Origin of the sequence: Agrobacterium vitis, from assembly GCF_013426735.1 — a bacterium.
In the GTDB taxonomy this organism is placed as follows: Bacteria; Pseudomonadota; Alphaproteobacteria; order Rhizobiales; family Rhizobiaceae; genus Allorhizobium; species Allorhizobium vitis_D.
Map to the genome: position 1 here is coordinate 266,318 of NZ_AP023275.1, position 15,474 is coordinate 281,791.

Consider the following 15,474-nt stretch of genomic DNA (forward strand, 5'->3'; position numbering starts at 1 on the left):
ATTGAAATATAATCTAATCGAATGTAACCCACTCTATTCCTTCGATAAGCTGTCCGCCGTGGCTACAGGAATCGCCTATACGGGCAACTTTTTTTCCCTCTATGCTTACTAAGATCGACCCCGAAGAAATGCTGTCATCAGTAGGAACTCCTGTACAGAGACAAACATCTCCAACGGTTGCAATTGGAATTCCTTCAACAGTCACAAAGCTTTGTTGTGTTTCTGTCACCGGCCCACCTTTATGCCTTGATAATGGGCAGGAGTGGTTGTGACCCTTTAAAGAAACGGGTTGGCCCATAGCAGTTTACCTCCCCAAAAGGTTAGTACGCGGGTGATACGAGTAGCGACAACGGTATATGGTCCTCAACTTGCCTGGTAACCGACCCGCTTGCATCGCGCCCTGTATGAGCTGCGTTCCATTTCTCGCGGCTCATTGCTCCCGACGCAATATCAAAAGGCCCGCCGCTTGACGCATAGTCATGACAAAACTGCACGTTTACCTGGGAACCAAATGTATCGTCGGGATTCCAATCAACCTCCAAAAGTGTGTTGCACATGGAAATTGCTCGACCTCCGGGCAGTTGAAATGCGGCGGTCCCTACCCGGATATGGCTTGCCAAAAACAGCACATTACCACTACCGTCGATAATAAAACTCTCGCAATTGGGGAAACTGTCGCCAGAAATATTACAGGTTACAATTGCTTTTTTTGATTTCCGATCGATACGGATCGATACCTTGTTAATGACGTCAAGATCGGGAACAAGATGACGCCATACCCAATTGCCCTTGGCGGTGCTAGCCCATGGAAATGCAAAATTCTGTCCTGCATATTTGACTGTTATATTGATGCTTTGATCACCATCTTGTCGATAAGGGGTGATGTTTTTAGGATCTTCGGAATAACGTGGCTGTGTTCTCTTTTCCTTGTAATCCTGGCTAAACTCGGCTCCAACATGGGACAGAATCCAGTTCGCACCGGACGCTTTAGCGACCGCGTTTTCACTATGATTCGATCCACAAGTTGCGGCTCCGAATTCTGACGCGGTTACATCAATATCAATATAGTGGAAGACTCTAGCTGTCGCTTTTGGATTTGAACTGAACTTTCGATTATCTCCCTCAAATCCTAATCCACCCACTCCGAAATTTTTATCCGGATGAAAAGACCGCGTATAAAGCGTCAGTTTACTCATGGCCGACTCTCCCCAGGGGGAACAACTTTATCAATTTGCTCACTAGACAGAGAATAAAGGACAGAGCCTTCATATTGAGTTTCAGCGGGGTGTAGCTCCATAAGTCGACCTACATACGATACAATACCTCGGCTATCAGCATCCGATGATTCAGGCCCTTGAATTTCGACAGCAGAAAAATAGTGCCAGGCTTCTTCGGACTGGTCATTTTCCCCCTTGGTACGAGATCCGAATGATACTTCTCTGGATGTAACGCTATCTTTTCCTTCTCCTGCCAGTGGCAGGAAATTGAAGCTGAATGTCCCATCTTCTGGATAGACAAATTTAACGATGCTAACCTGAGTTCGAGCAACCACGCCGAACAACCGGTCGTCGGGGTGCATGGTTTCCAGTCTTCGTTTGAGGTAGGAGGGATCATCCTTTGTAGAATTCGGACCGGATGGAAGATTTTTCCATTGCTGAACTGGAATAGGATTTGCGACAACGATGACTGTGCCCCCCTTCGCTAAGAGAGGCCCCGCGAGGTAAATTGTCATATGTGCTTTCACTCTATCATCCTCTTTAGAGCAGAAAATCAGCGCAATGATGAGGAAAATAAATGTTGCCGCAATCAGTGATTTTTTAACAAACGGCGCATAAGTTGCTTTCCTGGGCATCATTTTTTGAAATCAATCGCTTGAGATTTCATAGTTATATTAGCATCTTGCTCAACGTTTAACTTTATTCCTTTGATAAGTATTGAGCCGTCCGGCTTCATCAGTATTTCTGATTTTCCGCAACGAAGATGCAACTCTCCATGCGCATCAATTGTCTTTCGGCCATGGATGACTTCATCAAAGTCTTCTCCAGCAGCAATCCGTACCGTCCCACCAACGTTTTGTGTATGGTCGGTCCCGACAGACACAAATAGCGCTCCACCAGTCGTATGGATCGATCCGGCCATGGAACTCATCGTGATCGTTGAGGATGCAGAGACTGAAAAATTGCCCACTCCTGTCATAAGGGGTAGCGTATCCGTCAGAAAATATCCGGAACTGCGGATTCCGAATACGTTTTCGAGAAGTTGGCCTCTTGCTATATCCCCAGCCGGTCCAGTACCCACATTAATTGCCATGCTTTGGCCGATGTTTCGGATATCTGTTCTTTGAACCTCTGTGATTGCAGCGCCGCCGATAGATACCACGCGGTTTGAATCTATTCTTTCGGTTTTATGATTTTTCACTTTAACCGTCAGATCCTTTTGCGCATGGATATAGATTTCCTCGTCATCTGTCGCATCTTCAAAAGTTAATTCATTAAATTTATCTACTGAATTTCCCTTATGCGTGTTGGTTCTGAACACGCTCTTCGTCTTATTCGCTGGCAGCGGATAAGGCACTGGATTCTTGGGATTTGGCACGACGCCCGTCACAAGCGGCCGGTCCGGATCGCCATCGATGAAAGCAACCATCACTTCCATGCCGATGCGCGGGATGATCTGTCCTCCCCATTGGCCGCCCGCCCAGTTCTGGGCAACCCGCACCCAGCAGGTATCGCTACCATCCTTCTTGGCTCGCCGGTCCCAGGGATACCAGACCTTGATGCGCCCATATTTGTCGGTGTGGATCTCCTCACCCGATGGCCCTGCAACAATCGCCACCTGCGCACCTTCAATACGCGGACGCCTGGTCTCCCGGTGCGGCGTTAGCGGAACGCGTGATGGAATGGCCTCAAACGCGTTGGCATATTCCATCTCATTGCTGGCCGTCTCATAGGAGCGGTCCACCACCCGATGCATGATGCGGGTAATCACATGCTCTTCGTATTTATGCTCCGGATGCGGCTCCTCATAGGGCGTGAACCGGCGGCCCGCTTCCAGAAAGCGCACATTGGACTGGCCCGTCACCCGCTCATGGTCGGCTTCCGTCGCCTGCGTTCGAAAGGTTTCTGCCACTTCGGCTTCTTTGACATCGCTGATACGGGCTGGATATTCGTAAAGCTCGCGCTGCTTGGCGCCTGGCATCTGGATCAGTGACGGCGTGACATTCAGTGGCACAGTGCTGGGCGTCTCAAAATTCCAGTCCGCACCGGCGCGCTGGCCGGGGACATAGGAGAATTGCCGCATCCATTCGTTGATGTGGTTGCGGTCCGATGAACCCTGGGCCAATCTGACTGTATCGACACCTTCTGCCGCAGCCGATGGCTGGCTCCAGGCCACCTTGCTGTCGCTGACCTTCAGGCGATGAACGCCAGTCTCATGTTCAAACCAGTAGAATAACCCTTCTTGCTCGAACCGCCGCAACAGATAGTCGAGATCACTTTCATTCCATTGCACACTGAATTCGCGTGAAGGTGGCTGTTTATGGATCGGCGCATATGCGGCGGCTGGAATGCCATGCTCAGAAAACAGGGTTTCCATCACCTGGATGGCCGTCATATTCTGCCAGATCCGGCAATCGGAACGGCGCGACAGCAGCCACAGTTGCGGACGGATGGTCAGGGTATAGGAGCGAAGCCCGCGCGTCACCGGCGGTCCCTCGGACAGATTGGTCACCAGTCCATTGAATGGTCGGCGCACGCCATCCCCATCCAGTTCACCCTGGCGGATTTCAAGGGACACATCAACGAGCTTGCCGATCAGTTCTTCAGGCTTGACTGCCTCGCGCTTGGCCCGAACTGACACAGTGATTTCGAACAGGCGATTGACGCCTTCATCCACCGTCATCCGCTCAGGCAGCAACTGGTCTTCACCCAGGGACGAGGATAATTTTAGCACACGGCTGGCCTGGATGAAATCGGCGGGTGACAGAACGTCGTCCATGGAAGCCCCCAAATGTCGTTTTCAAAATCAACAGATCGTATTGCTGGCCATGCAATGGCTATTCTAATATTCACTCATGAAGTGTCGCAATCACGACATCGAACTTGGAACCTAGATCACCCTACCAAAAGGTCAAGGTCTCGGTTGTAGATTGTTTCCTGGTTGTGCTTGCGCAGCAATTCGCTTTAAACAGTCGCTTTTTGTTGAGCAACAGGCCAAAACCCAAGCATCCTGACCCATCAGTGCCATCAAAAGCTGCACACCCCTGCCGGAGTAGGTTCGAGGATCAATGAGCATGATACTCGAAATCAATCATGTGCGTTCATCGCAACGAATGTGATTTCATTCTCATTTATTGCGCGCCACTACAATAAGGGGCAGCTATTCAGTGCGATTGACCTCGGAATAACCCCGTCGTTTCTTTGCGCGCTCGAGGTGGGAAACGGCCAAATTCGCATCTTCCTGGCGATCGAAGGTTTCAATCATCGTCTGGCCGCCTGAGCCGATCCGGCCCCAGTTGCGAATGACTGATGCGCCACCAAACAGTGTTGGCTGGATTGCAAGCAAGTAGAAGCGTCGCATGTTCTGCGTCGTGTCAATGCGGTGAAGATGAACCAGGTCTTTCGCGTCTTTTTCCATGACCGCATTGTTGTTTCCTCTTGGAGTTGCGTCCAACGACTTTTCTGAATCGATACGGCTTGATTGATTCAAAGCCTTGATGAACCGCCGCTGTTGGACAACACCGAAATGGGCGAGGTGGTGTTGTCCCATTCGGGTTGCAGCGCGATCCCGCGGGCAAATTCGCAATGACGGCCAATGTGCTCTTTTGCGGGCGAAAGATCATCCATCGAAGATGGCACCAAACGCGCGGTGTCCCGGAATCTCTTGATAAGATGCACGGTCGAAGATGCCGTGGGGATCTTCGATATGTCGTGTTGAGGCTTGACGTTCTCTATCGATGATGAGAACATAAAGTGAACATTGATCGGAGGCCACCATGAACACAGCCGACATTGCAATTCAAAACGCCAGGCAGGAAATATCCAAGATACGCGCTGCCCGTGAGGTCCACATGGCTCAACGCTTGGAAATGCAACGCAAGGCAGAGGCCATGATACGTCGTCCTCCGACATATATGGTAAGGAAATACGGTGGCCAGCAACTCACTCTCAACATCGGGGCGGGCCATGCAAACAAAACCAATTGAACCCCAGGTTCATGATGAGGCGGCTCACCTCATCGCTTGGCACGATGGAGACGCGACGGCTGCCATCCGGACTTTGCTCAAAGATTGTCGCCATCTTCATGAACAGTTGCGGCTGGCGGCGGTTGCAATGGGCTGCGGATATACACGAGGCTGGATGCCAACAGCCGAGCCGAAACACCTCGACGTCGAAGAGACCTCGACTGGTTGCAAAGAAACGTAGCCGCGCCCAATGTGGACAAAACGGAAAGGTATGGATCGCCCTGTTGACAGGTGCGCACCACCTCAGTCTTCATCCGACTTCGTCACTTTGGATGCGGCAATGGCTGTTGTTGTCGTATGGTGGTGGTGGAACCTATTCTCTCCGACGCAGGCTTTCATATCTTCGCGTCGAAACCAGATAGCGCGCCCGCAGCGTAGCGGTGCATTGCCAGCAGTAAAGACGATTTGCTCGTCGCTGCGCATGCGCAGAACCTCATGCGGCAGGATCAGTGGCCGGCGGCTGAGCTGTTTTGATCGCGACCGTGACGATCCCTTCATTCCGGAAGAGCGATTGGTTTGGTCGACCTCAACCGTGGTGTCACCACAACGTTTCGAGATATAATCTGCGGTATCAGGATCGTTGATCGCCGCAAATGATATCCAGGATGCGGACTCGAACCATTTGGACGTCGCGTCCCGACCCCCATAAGCCTCGCGCATCTGGCCCAGCGACTGGAAGATCAGCGTCAGCGTGATGCCGTATTTGCGCCCGGCATCGCGTGCGGTTTCTAGGATACGCAGGTATCCGAGCCGGGCGACCTCATCGAGCAGGAAGAGCGTGCGTCCCTTCACATCACCGTTGCGATTGTAAATGGCGTTGAGCAGCGCGCCGATGACGACTCGTGCCAGGCCTGGATGGGCTTCCAGCACCTTCAAATCGAGTGCAATGAAGATATCCGTTCCACCGTTGGCTAGATCGTCGGTCGAAAAACTGTCACCAGATACGAGGCCAGCATAGTGCGGATAGGACAGCCAGTGTGTCTCCTTCACCGCGTTCGCGTAGACACCGGAAAACGTCTCCGGCGTCATGTTGACGAAGACAGCGACGTTCTCTTTCACGAAGTCGGATTCCGACTGTTCATAAATCTCGGTCAAACGTCCCCGCAGCTTGGGCTCCGGTTCGGAGAGATTGGCCCGGACACGGCGTAGTGTCTGGTTCTTCGCGTCGGTGTGGCCGGACAGACAAACGTCGGCGATGAGTGCGGTCAAAAGCTGCATGGCCGAGGCGCGAAAGAAGTCGTCGCGGACGGATGCGGTGCGCGCATTGTCGGTCATGATCCAGGTGGCCACGGCGACAATATCTTCTTCCTTCGTATTGCCGTGACGGCCGATCCAGTCGAGCGCGTTGAAGCCCACTCCCTGAAGGGTGGGATCCAGCACAATCACCTTCCGGCCAGCCTTGCGCCTGTGATCAACGACCATCGGTGCAACCTCGCTTGACGGATCAAGCACAACCAGCCCGCCACCCCATTTGAGCGCTGTTGGGATCGTCACCGACGTCGTCTTGAAACCGCCGGAGCCTGCAAAAACGATGCCGTGCGAGGAGCCAAACGACCCATCGAAGCAGAGCAGCTGCGACTTGCCGCCCGCACCCCAGCTCTGTGGCTCATCGGCCCGAAAAGGCATGGTGGCCACGCTGTCCTTGTCGACTCTATATCGCTCGCCAATAACGATGCCGCCGGGTTCGGGAAAGAGCTTTGCCGCCTCCTGCAACTTCATCCAGTCGGCTTCGCCATGCACCGCTCGCTTTCCGCCGATCCGCTTAGGTCCGGTTTGAGCAAAAGCGGCATTTCCCTTGATCGTAACGCGCAACGCAAACATTGCGCTGATGAAGGCGACGCCCGCACCGACCGCTGTCGCTGGATCGGCATAGGTGAGAACCGATTGCCCTGCCGGTACGCTGCTAGCGATGCCGGTCAGGCGGATCGTCTCGCGTATCATCGCGATAACGATCGCCGCACTGTTTGCGGCAAGGACGCTCACACCCACCGTCTTGATGTCGGCTGATCCATTTGCCGCAAACAATGCAATGGCACCAATTGCGGCGACGGCGATGTAGGGGAGGGCAAGGCCAGTTCGTCCTAGCATCAGCTTCGCCTGGGTCGAGGAGCCGAACTCCGCCAGCCGATGTTCCATTCCGGATGTCATTACCAACGCGGCAAGCATGATTGCCGCCAGCAGAACGAACAGCAAAAGCCTATTCGCTGTCATTGCCAAACGCCTCCACGCCGATGGACGTCAGGCGCGATCGCTCCGTCTCATTGTCCTTGATCCTTTTGCTCGCATCGATCAGAAGACCGAGCAGCAGCGCCCGCTTCTCATAGCGCAAGCCCGCTTTGACGATCAGGCCACCGAACTCGATCTTTTCGCGCGTGTCCTTTTTGCGCGCTTCTGTCGTCATCCCCTTCGCCATCCGATCAAGCCTCACCAGTGCTGCTCGCATCCGTGCCAGACGCGACCGAGGGGTGTGTGTTGTGACTTGGCTTTTCACCACGCCCATTTTCTTTTCCGGTCGCAGGTCCTTTGCCTCCGCGAAACCGTCGTGCAATTTCCTCGAAAGCCGCCTGAAGCTCGGCCTCGTCAATCTCGATCTCCCCAATCCCGGCCTTCAGCGCGATCCGGCCGATGCGCTCGGCCTCGCGTGTTTCAGCCGCTCTCAGTTGGTCCTGTAATCTGGCGATTTCTTCCCTGATCTTCGATGACGGCTTCTTCATTCCGGTTGCTCTCCTTGGCGTCGTGGCATTGCACTTGCGACGCCAAGTCTCCCCCGGATGCTCGAAAAATGGAATCTGCAGATCTGCAGATCGCCAAGGGCGATGCTTTCGTGAATGATCCCGCCGTTCCGAAGGAATGGCTCCAAGGGCGCAATTATACGTCGCTGATGCGACGTGGTTGCTTTCCGCCCTGGCGGGGCCGTAGTGGGCTCGTCGCCCCCGACGAACGAGATTCGAACCGGGAGTGTTTACGCGCTGGCCATCGCCCATTTCTCAGCCAGCATCATCAGCCGCGGCGACGGCCGCAGTGCCGTGCTGTCTGCGGCCTACCGGCATTGCGCGAAAATGGAATATGAGCGAGAGGCGCGCACGATCGATTACACACGCAAACAGGGCCTGCTGCATCAGGAATTTGTTCTGCCAGCCGATGCCCCGAATTGGGTCCGCTCCCTTATCGCCGATCGCTCTGTATCGGGAGCGGTCGAAGCCTTCTGGAACAAGGTCGAGGCCTTCGAGAAGCGCTCCGATGCCCAGCTCGCGCGAGACCTGACAATCGCACTTCCGCTGGAGCTGACGGCCGAGCAGAACATCGCACTGGTACGGGACTTCGTGGAAAAGCACATTCTCGCCAAGGGCATGGTTGCCGACTGGGTCTATCATGACAATCCTGGAAATCCGCACATCCACCTGATGACGACATTGCGGCCGCTGACCGAAAATGGGTTTGGGGCAAAGAAGGTTGCAGTCATTGGTGAGGATGGCCAGCCTGTCCGCACGAAATCTGGTAAGATCGTCTACGAACTCTGGGCCGGTTCGACCGAAGATTTCAACAAGCTGCGCGATGGATGGTTCGAACGCCAGAACCATCACCTGGCGCTCAGTGGTATCGATCTCCGTGTCGATGGCCGCTCCTACGAGAAGCAGGGCATAGACCTGGAGCCGACCATCCATCTCGGCGTCGGCGCCAAGGCGATCGAGCGCAAGGCGGAAAGCCAAGGCGTGCGTCCGGAGCTCGAGCGGATTGAGCTGAATGAGAAGCGGCGAAGCGAGAACACCCGTCGAATTCTGCGACGCCCGGAGATCGTGCTCGACCTGATCACCCACGAGAAAAGCGTCTTTGACGAGGGTGATATCTCCAAGGTGCTGCATCGCTATATCGACGATCCCGGCATGTTTCAGCAGTTGATGGCGCGCATCATCCAGAGCCCTGATGTTCTGCGCTTGAAGCGCGATACGATCGATTTTGCAACCGGCGACAAGGTGCCGGCCCGTTACTCAACACGGGCGATGATCCGGCTGGAAGCGAGAATGGCGACGCAGGCGATATGGCTGTCAAACCGGGAGGGACGTGCGGTTTCCCCAACCATACTGGATGAGACATTCCGGCGGCATGTGCGACTGTCGGATGAGCAACGGATTGCAATCGAACGTATCGCTGGCCCGGCTCGCATCGCGGCTGTCGTAGGCCGTGCGGGTGCGGGCAAGACCACGATGATGAAGGCGGCGCGTGAGGCATGGGAACTGGCCGGATATCGTGTGGTCGGCGGCGCGCTTGCGGGCAAAGCGGCCGAAGGCTTGGAGAAGGAAGCGGGCATTCAGAGCCGCACGCTTGCGTCCTGGGAGCTGCGTTGGGGCCGTGGCCGCGACATGCTCAATGAGCGGACCGTATTCGTCATGGACGAGGCGGGTATGGTCGCCTCAAAACAGATGGCGGACTTTGTCGATGCCGTTGTCCGGACAGGGGCGAAGATCGTGCTGGTTGGCGATCCGGAACAACTCCAGCCGATCGAGGCGGGGGCCGCCTTTCGTGCGATCGTTGACCGTATCGGATACGCCGAGCTGGAGACGATCTATCGCCAGCGCGAAGACTGGATGCGGCATGCCTCGCTTGATTTCGCGCGTGGCAATGTCGCTCGGGCGCTGTCTGCCTACCAGAGCGAAGGCAAGGTGCTTGGGTCGACGCTGAAAGCCGAAGCCGCCGACCATCTGATTTCCGACTGGTACCGTGATTACGACCCTGCGAAGTCCACATTAATCCTCGCTCACCTGCGCCGTGACGTGGGCATGTTAAACGGCATGGCGCGTGACAAGCTGGTCGAAAGCGGCATCATCGGTGAAGGCCATGCCTTTAGAACTGCCGACGGCATCCGCCAATTTGACGTAGGTGATCAGATCGTCTTTCTGAAGAACGAAGGATCGCTCGGCGTCAAGAATGGCATGATCGGTCATGTCATCGAAGCGGCGCCGAACCGGATCGTCGCTGTCGTGGGGGAAGGCGATCAGCGCCGCCAGGTGACGGTCGAACAGCGCTTCTACAGCAATCTCGATCATGGCTACGCGACAACGATCCACAAAAGCCAGGGAGCGACGGTCGACCGGGTGAAGGTGCTGGCTTCGCTGTCGCTCGATCGACATCTGACCTACGTGGCGATGACCCGTCACCGTGAGGATCTGCAGCTTTATTACGGGACGCGGTCCTTTGCCTTCAATGGTGGCCTCACCAAGGTTCTGTCCCGGAGAAACGCCAAGGAAACCACGCTCGATTACGAGCGCGGAAACCTCTACCGCGGGGCACTGCGGTATGCAGAAAACCGTGGTCTCAACATCGTCCAGGTGGCGCGTACGCTGCTGCGCGACCAACTCGACTGGACACTGCGCCAAAAAACCAGACTTGCCGATCTTGCTCAGAGGCTTCGTGCAATCGGTGAGCGCTTTGGCCTCCAACAATCCCCGAAAACCCAAGCGATGAAGGAGACAGCACCTATGGTCGCAGGCATCAAGACATTTTCCGGTTCCGTCGCCGATACGGTGGAGCAAAAGCTCGACTCTGATCCAGCCCTCAAGAAACAATGGGAAGAGGTCTCGACCCGCTTTGTTTACGTCTATGCCGATCCCGAGACTGCCTTCCGGGCGATGAACTTCGATGCAGTGCTGGCAGATAAAGATAGCGCCCGCCAAGTGCTTCAAACGCTTGAAGCGGAGCCGGCATTCATCGGACCATTGAGGGGTAAGACCGGCATTCTCGCCAGTAAGGCCGACCGCGAGGACCGTCGCGTCGCAGAACTGAACGTCCCCGTGCTGAAGCGCGATCTTGAGCATTATCTGAGGATGCGCGAGACTGCCGTGCAGCGGCTGCAGGCTGACGAGCAGGTATTGCGCCAGCGCATATCGATCGACATTCCAGCGTTGTCGCCGGCCGCACATGTGGTGCTGGAGCGCGTGCGCGATGCGATTGACCGTAACGACCTGCCAGCGGCCATGGCGTATGCGCTCAGCAATCGTGAAACCAAGACTGAGATCGACGGGTTCAACCAGGCCCTTGCCCAGCGGTTTGGGGAACGCACGCTGCTCACCAATGCCGCGCGGGAACCCTCCGGAAAGCTGTTCGACACACTCTCTGAAGGAATGCAGCCGGAGCAGAAGGAGCGTCTGAAGCAAGCCTGGCCGGTGATGCGCGCAGCCCAACAGCTTGCGGCCCACGAACGCACCGTCCAGTCGCTGAAGCAGTCGGAGGAATTGCGTCTCATCCAGAGCCAGACCTCGGTGCTCAAGCAATGACACGGCGGCAGCTACTCTTGTCTCTGGCGGGTGTCGGCGTGGTCATCTCCAGTCTTGTCGCGACCGGGTGGATTGGCGGCTATCGGCTGAACCTGACGCCAAGCGAGCCGCTCGGGCTGTGGCGTATCGAGGCGCTTTATAGCGACGTCGCGGTCGGAGATCTCGTGTTCGTCTGCCCGCCGGCTACAGCCACATTCGAAGAGGCATGGCAGCGCGGCTATCTCCGGCGCGGACTGTGTGCCAGCGGCTTTGCACCGCTCATCAAGACTGTTGCAGCACTCCCTGGCCAGCACGTCGCCATTGGCGAAACGATCGAAGTCGATGGCGTGCCGCTGGGCGCATCCCGCCTCCGAAAAAGTGATGGGCAACGGCGGGTGATCGTCCCGTATTCCGGTGGTGTTGTGCCGCGAGGATACCTGTTTCTCCACTCATCCTTTGAGAGCTCCTATGACTCACGATATTTTGGACCGATCCCCGATAGCGGGCTCCTCGGGCTTGCCAAGCCGATCCTCACGTTTGATCCCTGACAGCTGGCGCGGACCGGTCCTGGTCGGGCTGTCGATCGCGGCTGGGACGGTCGGCTGGAGTGGAAACATCATGACCTTGCCGGTCGTGATGCTGTTCCCGCTACTCTGGGCGCAATCGCCGTCACGTTTGGTCGCTGCTGCCGTCTCAGCTGGTTACTTCCTCGCCGCTTCCCGCGGCTTGCCCCAGGGCGTCGCCAATTTCTACGCCGCTGATCTTTGGCCCGGCCTGCTACTTTGGGCGGTTGTCTCGCTTGCTTTCGTTGTCGTGCATGCCGTCCTCTGGGCAAGGCAAACAGAAAGGTTACGGGCGGTACGTTATGTGGTGGCCATGGTGCTGATGGCTCTGCCGCCATTTGGGATCATGGGCTGGGCGCATCCATTGACCGCGGCCGGCATCCTGTTTCCAGGATGGGGATGGTTTGGTCTCGGTGCTACCGCGATCCTGTTGGTCGTCATGACCGGTCGAAGGTGGAAAATCGCCGTTGCGGCCCTGGTGGGACTATACGCCTGGTCCGCCACGAACTGGACGCAGCCCAAGGCACCCGACAGATGGAAAGGGGTTGATCTCGCGCTCGGGCAGAGGCTCGGTCGTGACAGCTCGCTCACCTATCAACGCGGTCTGATCGCAACCGCGCGTGCAAAGGCGGACGGGAAGGCTCGTTTCGTCGTTTTGCCGGAGAGTGCGCTCGGCTTTTGGACGCCGACCGTGGCGCGTCTTTGGCAGGATGGCTTGCAGGGATCCAGCGTCACCGTGATCGCCGGTGCAGCGGTCATCGATGCGGCCGGTTATGACAACGTCATGGTGGCTATCTCTGCCAGCGACGCCCGTGTTCTCTATCGAGAGCGGATGCCGGTCCCGGTCTCCATGTGGCAGCCGTGGCTCGATTGGACAGGGCAGGGTGGAGGTGCACGCGCTGACCTTTTACGAAATCCGACCGTCGATATCGACGGCCAGAAGATCGCTCCGCTGATCTGTTACGAACAGCTTATCCTTTGGCCGGTTCTGCAATCGATGCTGCATTCGCCTGATATCATCGTCGCCACAGGCAATGGATGGTGGACTGTCGGCACCTCGATCGTTGCCATCCAGAAGGCAAGCGTGACTGCCTGGAGCAGGCTGTTTGGCGTGCCCGTCATCATGGCGTTCAACAGATAGGAGATTTCTCGATGATCGATGCAGCCCTTATCCAGCAATGCGCCGATCCTGCTCTAAAACCCGCAATCGTCGAGCAGTTCATCGAACGGGCAGGGTCTCAGGATCCACTCGCTGTGACGGTCCGCTCTGGGAACCGAGTCATTCTGGCACCGAAGCCCGCGACACCGGATGATGCCCTGACGCTGATCCGCAACAACCTCGGTCGAAACACCGTGCGCGCTGGGATCACCCAATATCCCGCCGGCCTTGGCATCCTGGAGGCTGGACAACTGAAGCCGGACCTCGTCGATTCATGTGCGAACATCCGCATGGGCACGGCGCTGTTTGCCAAGGTCTACCGGATCGTCACCAAATGGTATGGCAATCCAACCAACAAAGATGTGATGCCACAGGTACTCGACGATGCCATCATGGCTTGGGAGACGGGGTATTTCGAGGGGGTGGCGGTGTTTCGGGCAGAGGATCCCGTGGACGTGAAGACTGATGAGCCCGAGCAAGAGCAAGCGGGAAAAGGTTCCATCCGTGATGAGGATGGGAATGAAATCAACCATACGACAGCACCGGCGGGCAATGATACAGACGACCCAAACAGCGCAGGCATTCGGATTGACCTTTCAGGTATTGGCGCTCGTTCGAGAGACAACCGCTTAGCAGTGGACCCCAATTAGACTTGCTGGCACCGATCTTCCAAAATGTTCTCGGTAACGTCTCCCCCGCGAGCGGAAATGCCAAGGATAAATAGCTCTTCATCCTTGACAATGAGGGCTATGTTGGCGGGCTTCTCCAGAAAAGTGCCGGTGCGTATCGTATGCTGCAAAACGCCACCATCGATACGGAGCGCGAAATTACGTTTGCGTCTGTAAGAAAGACCAGGCTGGAACACGACCAATCCTGTGTCCGGCTCAAGTTAAGGCGACGCGACTATGCCGTTGGCCTAGTGGCTTTCCCATAGCGAAGCGTATTCAGTTGCACTCGTCTTGTTGTGCCTTTCATACTTCTGGCCATGCGGCCATTTCAGGTCTTGCGGGATGCCCCAATATTGCGTTTATCAATCAGATATTACAAGGCTTCGGAACGGTAGAATGCCATGAAGTTTCGCGATTTAGAGATAAAATCCTTTCGAAAGAAAGTCGAAATCTGGTCCATATACGCGCTCATATATACAATGCTCATTGGAACATTTCTTTCGATTGCTATGAAGCTCTATAAACTATGTTCATCATAGAAACCCTCTTAGTGCTTACATGAATAAATTCAAATATTTCTATTTGATGTCGACATAATTATTGTTCATTGGACTGCACTTTCGTTCAATCTTTCGTTGTAGTATTTTTCTTCTATCGTGGAATAAAGGGGTGTCAGACGCAGATCGGCCGGGGCTGGCGTTTGGCTATTGGCTGAAACAATTGGGGTACAAACATTGGACGCCGAAGACGAAAGATCACGTGACTGGGTATCGATCCGTCGGCCGTTCGCAAAGGCTGGCCTGGAAACGATGACGGCGCGGTATATCCAGCAATCCTTTAAACCGCATGCACATGATGAATATGTCATAGGGATCATCGAAAGTGGGGTTCATTCGGTTTGGTGTCGAGGAATTCATAACAATGTGCCTTCAGGCACTGTGGTCACTATGCATCCAGGGGATGTCCACTATGGCAATGCGGCAATTGCCGAGGGCTGGAAGCAGCGAATGATTTATATAAGTGAGAATGAAATTCGGAAGTTCATTTGCGACATTGCGGGTGGAGACAAGTTTTTGCTACCCGATTTCAAACAAACGTTTCATGATAGGCCGGATCTCGCCCATTCCTTCGCGCAGTTTCATGAAGTCTTGCATAACTCACCCTTGGCGTTGGCGCGTGATGTTGCGCTTGATTCGATTATGCGCGTCACAATTGGTGCCTTGTCGCCAGATTTAGTGAAGGCAAAAGACGCAAAGCAGCCGTCCGGTCGCATCGCAGATGCCGTTGAGTTCTTGCACAATCGCATCGAAGACGATGTCACGCTGGACGAACTTTGTGATGTCGCTGGTTTGAGGCGGCGCCAAACCATTGAAGCATTCAAGCGGTGTACTGGATTACCCCCGCACGCTTATCACGTCATTCAAAAAGTGAAGGCCGTCAAAACCATGCTGCGGAGTGGCTTTTCGGCAACCGAGGCGGCCGCAAGAGCAGGATTTGCTGACCAAAGCCATATGACGCGCCACTTCGTTGGGGTGGTTGGAATGACACCCGGTGCCTATGCTCTGGATTGCCAAAAAAAATATTAACCCGC

Annotated in this window: 14 protein-coding genes; 6 read left to right on the top strand and 8 right to left on the bottom strand. The window is 55.3% G+C overall.

Features of this window, described 5'->3' with window-relative positions:
• Positions 1–13 precede the first annotated feature (13 nt).
• From H1Y61_RS25320 to H1Y61_RS25340, 5 genes are all read right to left on the bottom strand, one after another.
• Positions 14–298, bottom strand: coding sequence for a PAAR domain-containing protein (locus tag H1Y61_RS25320; protein WP_180575575.1), 285 nt, complete (start codon positions 296–298; stop codon positions 14–16).
• A gap of 22 nt (positions 299–320) precedes the next feature.
• Positions 321–1,196 (bottom strand): hypothetical protein, encoded by an 876-nt coding sequence (locus tag H1Y61_RS25325; protein ID WP_180575576.1) that lies wholly within the window; start codon positions 1,194–1,196, stop codon positions 321–323.
• Entirely contained in the window at positions 1,193–1,855 is a 663-nt protein-coding gene (locus H1Y61_RS25330) for a hypothetical protein (protein WP_180575577.1), read from the bottom strand. The genes H1Y61_RS25325 and H1Y61_RS25330 overlap by 4 nt, the downstream gene beginning before the upstream one ends.
• Complete coding sequence (tssI, locus tag H1Y61_RS25335) at positions 1,852–3,996, bottom strand: type VI secretion system tip protein TssI/VgrG (protein ID WP_180575578.1); 2,145 nt, start codon at positions 3,994–3,996, stop codon at positions 1,852–1,854. The genes H1Y61_RS25330 and tssI overlap by 4 nt, the downstream gene beginning before the upstream one ends.
• Before the next feature lie 381 nt (positions 3,997–4,377).
• Positions 4,378–4,635 carry a WGR domain-containing protein gene (locus tag H1Y61_RS25340; protein WP_180575621.1) on the bottom strand — a complete coding sequence of 86 codons (258 nt, stop codon included), beginning with the start codon at positions 4,633–4,635 and terminating at the stop codon, positions 4,378–4,380.
• Positions 4,636–4,993: 358 nt separating this feature from the next.
• Between H1Y61_RS25340 and H1Y61_RS25345 the strand changes: the two genes are divergently transcribed.
• A complete protein-coding gene (locus tag H1Y61_RS25345; RefSeq protein ID WP_071205425.1) occupies positions 4,994–5,203 on the top strand; it encodes a hypothetical protein in 210 nt (69 codons plus the stop codon).
• Positions 5,204–5,485: 282 nt separating this feature from the next.
• On the opposite strand, the gene traG is transcribed toward H1Y61_RS25345, so the two are convergent.
• From traG to traC, 3 genes are read right to left on the bottom strand one after another with little or no spacing between them, the layout of a single operon-like run.
• Positions 5,486–7,453: a Ti-type conjugative transfer system protein TraG gene (gene traG, locus H1Y61_RS25350; protein WP_180575579.1), complete on the bottom strand. Its 1,968-nt coding sequence runs from the start codon at positions 7,451–7,453 to the stop codon at positions 5,486–5,488.
• Positions 7,440–7,655 carry a type IV conjugative transfer system coupling protein TraD gene (gene traD / locus H1Y61_RS25355; protein WP_071205423.1) on the bottom strand — a complete coding sequence of 72 codons (216 nt, stop codon included), beginning with the start codon at positions 7,653–7,655 and terminating at the stop codon, positions 7,440–7,442. The genes traG and traD overlap by 14 nt, the downstream gene beginning before the upstream one ends.
• Before the next feature lie 4 nt (positions 7,656–7,659).
• On the bottom strand, positions 7,660–7,956 hold the full coding sequence (traC, locus tag H1Y61_RS25360) for a conjugal transfer protein TraC (RefSeq protein ID WP_071205422.1): 297 nt from the start codon (positions 7,954–7,956) through the stop codon (positions 7,660–7,662).
• Positions 7,957–8,211: 255 nt separating this feature from the next.
• Between traC and traA the strand changes: the two genes are divergently transcribed.
• The 5 genes from traA (at position 8,212) to H1Y61_RS25385 (ending at position 15,469) form a co-directional block, all read left to right on the top strand.
• Entirely contained in the window at positions 8,212–11,514 is a 3,303-nt protein-coding gene (traA, locus tag H1Y61_RS25365; protein WP_180575622.1) for a Ti-type conjugative transfer relaxase TraA, read from the top strand.
• On the top strand, positions 11,511–12,041 hold the full coding sequence (traF, locus tag H1Y61_RS25370) for a conjugative transfer signal peptidase TraF (protein WP_180575580.1): 531 nt from the start codon (positions 11,511–11,513) through the stop codon (positions 12,039–12,041). The genes traA and traF overlap by 4 nt, the downstream gene beginning before the upstream one ends.
• Positions 11,962–13,197 (top strand): conjugal transfer protein TraB, encoded by a 1,236-nt coding sequence (locus H1Y61_RS25375; protein ID WP_235681010.1) that lies wholly within the window; start codon positions 11,962–11,964, stop codon positions 13,195–13,197. Before traF ends, H1Y61_RS25375 begins: the two co-directional genes overlap by 80 nt.
• A gap of 11 nt (positions 13,198–13,208) precedes the next feature.
• A complete protein-coding gene (locus H1Y61_RS25380) occupies positions 13,209–13,865 on the top strand; it encodes a TraH family protein (protein ID WP_180575582.1) in 657 nt (218 codons plus the stop codon).
• Between the two features lie 725 nt (positions 13,866–14,590).
• Positions 14,591–15,469 carry an AraC family transcriptional regulator gene (locus tag H1Y61_RS25385; protein WP_235681011.1) on the top strand — a complete coding sequence of 293 codons (879 nt, stop codon included), beginning with the start codon at positions 14,591–14,593 and terminating at the stop codon, positions 15,467–15,469.
• The last annotated feature ends 5 nt before the right edge of the window (positions 15,470–15,474 follow it).

Excerpts from the sequence above, each read along its gene's own strand:
- H1Y61_RS25320 (WP_180575575.1), bottom strand. The coding sequence starts at position 298 with ATGGGCCAACCCGTTTCTTTAAAGGGTCACAACCACTCCTGCCCATTA.
- H1Y61_RS25325 (WP_180575576.1), bottom strand. The coding sequence starts at position 1,196 with ATGAGTAAACTGACGCTTTATACGCGGTCTTTTCATCCGGATAAAAAT.
- H1Y61_RS25330 (WP_180575577.1), bottom strand. The coding sequence starts at position 1,855 with ATGATGCCCAGGAAAGCAACTTATGCGCCGTTTGTTAAAAAATCACTG.
- tssI (WP_180575578.1), bottom strand. The coding sequence starts at position 3,996 with ATGGACGACGTTCTGTCACCCGCCGATTTCATCCAGGCCAGCCGTGTG.
- H1Y61_RS25340 (WP_180575621.1), bottom strand. The coding sequence starts at position 4,635 with ATGGAAAAAGACGCGAAAGACCTGGTTCATCTTCACCGCATTGACACG.
- H1Y61_RS25345 (WP_071205425.1), top strand. The coding sequence starts at position 4,994 with ATGAACACAGCCGACATTGCAATTCAAAACGCCAGGCAGGAAATATCC.
- traG (WP_180575579.1), bottom strand. The coding sequence starts at position 7,453 with ATGACAGCGAATAGGCTTTTGCTGTTCGTTCTGCTGGCGGCAATCATG.
- traD (WP_071205423.1), bottom strand. The coding sequence starts at position 7,655 with ATGGCGAAGGGGATGACGACAGAAGCGCGCAAAAAGGACACGCGCGAA.
- traC (WP_071205422.1), bottom strand. The coding sequence starts at position 7,956 with ATGAAGAAGCCGTCATCGAAGATCAGGGAAGAAATCGCCAGATTACAG.
- traF (WP_180575580.1), top strand. The coding sequence starts at position 11,511 with ATGACACGGCGGCAGCTACTCTTGTCTCTGGCGGGTGTCGGCGTGGTC.
- H1Y61_RS25375 (WP_235681010.1), top strand. The coding sequence starts at position 11,962 with ATGACTCACGATATTTTGGACCGATCCCCGATAGCGGGCTCCTCGGGC.
- H1Y61_RS25380 (WP_180575582.1), top strand. The coding sequence starts at position 13,209 with ATGATCGATGCAGCCCTTATCCAGCAATGCGCCGATCCTGCTCTAAAA.